The following is a 3,240-nucleotide window of genomic DNA, read 5'->3' as shown; positions in this document are numbered from 1 at the left end:
TTTAGACGACCTAGCTTCTTTTGAATAGAAAGGAGAATATATGAGTAATAATAATAAGTCCAATTTTCCAAAAGGATTTAAACCTAATTCTGTTACAATTCTTTTACTAGGACTTTTATTATGGGCTACAGTAATGTCTTTTGTTACACCGCTTTTTACCGGGCAAACTGTTACGGAAGTAAAATATAGCGATTTTTGGAAAATGCTACAAGCAGGTTCTGTTATTGAAGTAGAGTTAGACGATCCTTTAACTTTCACTGCAAAAGACTCAAAGGGTGTGGAGAAAAATTATAAAACTCCATACAATGCATATATACAAGATGCAGACTTACAACCTGTTTTAAAGGAAAAAGAAGTAGCATATAAGGCTAGAACTTCAAATTTCTTTACTGAAACTTTACTTCCTAATATATTATCTATTGTCCTGATGTTTGCACTACTTTCCTTGCTTATGAGAAGCCTTACTAAGAGAATGGGCGGAAACTCAATGAGCTTTGGGAAATCAAATGCAAAGGTATATGTACAATCAAAGCCGGGAAAAAGTTTTAAAGACGTAGCGGGACAAGATGAAGCCAAAGAAGACTTGTCCGAAATTGTAGATTTTCTACATGATCCAAAAAAATATAGCGAAATAGGAGCTGTTTTACCAAAGGGAGTACTTTTAGTTGGCCCTCCTGGTACTGGGAAAACCCTACTAGCTCAAGCTGTTGCAGGTGAAGCCAATGTGCCGTTTTTCTCAATGTCAGGCTCAGAATTCGTTGAGTTGTTTGTAGGTATGGGTGCTTCAAAGGTTAGAGATTTATTTAAACAAGCAAAGGAAAAAGCTCCTTGTATTGTTTTTATAGATGAAATAGATGCTATAGGTAAAAAAAGAGATTCCCATGGTATAAGTGGTAATGACGAAAGGGAACAAACATTAAACCAGCTTTTAAATGAAATGGACGGTTTTGAAGGAAATACTGGAGTTGTTATTTTAGGAGCTACTAATAGACCTGAAATTCTAGACCCGGCACTTACAAGACCTGGTCGTTTTGACAGAAGAATTCCTGTTGAATTACCTGATTTAGCTGGAAGGGAAGCTATTTTAAAAGTTCATGCTAAAAAAATTAAAGTACACCCTAATGTAGATTTTAAACCTATTGCTTTAATGACTGCAGGAGCCTCAGGTGCTCAATTAGCCAATATTATTAACGAAGCTGCTTTAAGAGCTGTTAAGTTTAATAGAAAGTTAGTTGCACAAGAAGATCTACAAGAATCTGTTGAAGTTGTTATTGCAGGTCAGCAAAAAAAAGGTATGGTTATTTCTCCAAAAGAGAAAGAACTTATTGCTTATCATGAAGTTGGTCACGCTTTAGTTGCAGCAATGCAAACTCATTCTGCACCAGTTACAAAAATTACGATTATTCCAAGAACATCAGGCGCATTAGGCTATACTATGCAAGTGGATGAAGAGGAAAAGTTCCTTATGAGTAAAGACGACATCTTCACTAAAATTGTTACCTATACAGGTGGTAGAACTGCTGAAGAATTAATTTTCAACACTAAAACAACAGGCGCTGCAAATGATATTGAAATGGCAACTAGACTTGCTAGAGCTATGATTACTCAATATGGTATGACAGACGAGTTCGGTATGGTAGCTTTGGATACACAACAATCAATGTATCTTGATGGTGGTACTACTAGTAGTGCTTCACCTGAAAAAGCGGCTGAGATCGATAATATGATTGAAAAAATCATGAAAGACGCACAAGCAAAAGCCAGAAAGATATTAACTGAAAATATTGATAAACTTCATGAAATATCAAGATATTTAATAGAAAAAGAAACCATTACTGGAGACGAGTTTATGAATATTTTGGATTTAAAAGACGAAGAAGAAACAAATTCCAATGTTAATGAAAATACAAGTGAAAATAATACCGAAAATCTGAATAAAGATGAAATAGATAGTGATTCAAAAGACGATTTTAATTTAGATGATTGGGAAAATTTAGACGTTTAATTAAAAAAGGAAAGGCTAAAAATACGCCTTTCCTTTTTCTTATGTAACCTTCCCCTTCACTATATATTAAACCATATACAATATATTTTGCAAATATATTTCGAATATATATTATTTTTGTTTTAATTTATTCCAGTTTTTTTGACCACTTTTTAATATATTAGCTTCCCTTTCATTTCTTACTAAATACTTTGTTATTTCCCTTCTTTTTGTATGACCATTTAAATTTTCATCTACTACTATTATTGGGTTTGTACCTTTAAATTCATATTCACCGGAAGCTATTACTATATACTGTGTTTTTTCACTGCTGTCAAAATATTCCATAACTATATTCCAAGATTTTTTTAATTCTTTAGTCCATTTGAGTGGCTTTACTATTTTAAATACTCCTGTCATATTATAAATATTGGGAATTTCTTTTTTACTAGATTCATTTTCTTTAAATCCATTTAGTTTGTTTTTCTTTATTATGTTAGGATAATCTTTAAAAGCTAGATTCATGTCTAAACCATTACCAGCTTTTCCTATACCGGTAAATTCTCCCTTATTTGAATATTGCCAAATTCCGGTGTTTTCATCTACATAAGATGATTTTTTATTTGTACTATATGTCCAATGGGCTACCCATTTATCAAATTCTTTTAAGCTTCTTCCCTTATATTTGTATGAATAGTCAAATTCATTGCTAAACCAAGACCCCATTGTATACAGACCGGTATAGTAACCTTCTTTTTCTAATTTATCCATAAAGGCTATTGCAATTTCCGTTTTAGTTTTTCTACTTAAACCTGCTTGTGAAGGGTCTTCAAAGTCCAACCAAATCGGATATTCAAATTTTTTCCCTTTAATATTGTTAAGAAGGTTTTTTACTTCATTTAATGCTCCTGTAACCGTCTTAGAATACAAATACCAGTAAGCGCCTACCGACATGCTGTATTTTTTACATTGCTCATAAATTGCATTAAATTTACCGTCTAGCGGTGTTACTCCACTACCAGCTTTTATTATTGCAAAATCCAGTCCATTAACCTTTGCTTTCTTAATATCCGACATATTATTCCAATTAGATAAATCTACTCCTATTTTCATCATTTTTTACCTCCTATTTATATATTTAGGAAGGTAAGTTTTTTTACTAAGACAAAAAAAGAAGTGAAATAAAATTCACTTCTTTAGTTTATTGATAGTCTTCCCCTATTAAGTAATTGTAAAAGGCTTTGTTACAATATATT

At 32.2% G+C, this 3,240-nt stretch carries 2 protein-coding genes; one reads left to right on the top strand and one right to left on the bottom strand.

The window, feature by feature from the left end; translation table 11 throughout:
• Positions 1–40 precede the first annotated feature (40 nt).
• A complete protein-coding gene (gene ftsH / locus WAO56_RS05375) occupies positions 41–2,005 on the top strand; it encodes an ATP-dependent zinc metalloprotease FtsH (RefSeq protein ID WP_422143462.1) in 1,965 nt (654 codons plus the stop codon).
• 111 nt (positions 2,006–2,116) lie between these two features.
• Here ftsH and WAO56_RS05370 read toward each other — a convergent pair whose 3' ends face one another.
• Positions 2,117–3,100, bottom strand: coding sequence for a GH25 family lysozyme (locus WAO56_RS05370; RefSeq protein ID WP_422143461.1), 984 nt, complete (start codon positions 3,098–3,100; stop codon positions 2,117–2,119).
• Between the last annotated feature and the right edge of the window lie 140 nt (positions 3,101–3,240).

The organism is Miniphocaeibacter sp. (assembly GCF_049276255.1).
Classification (GTDB): domain Bacteria; phylum Bacillota; class Clostridia; order Tissierellales; family Peptoniphilaceae; genus Miniphocaeibacter.
This window is presented reverse-complemented; position numbering and strand designations above follow the sequence as displayed.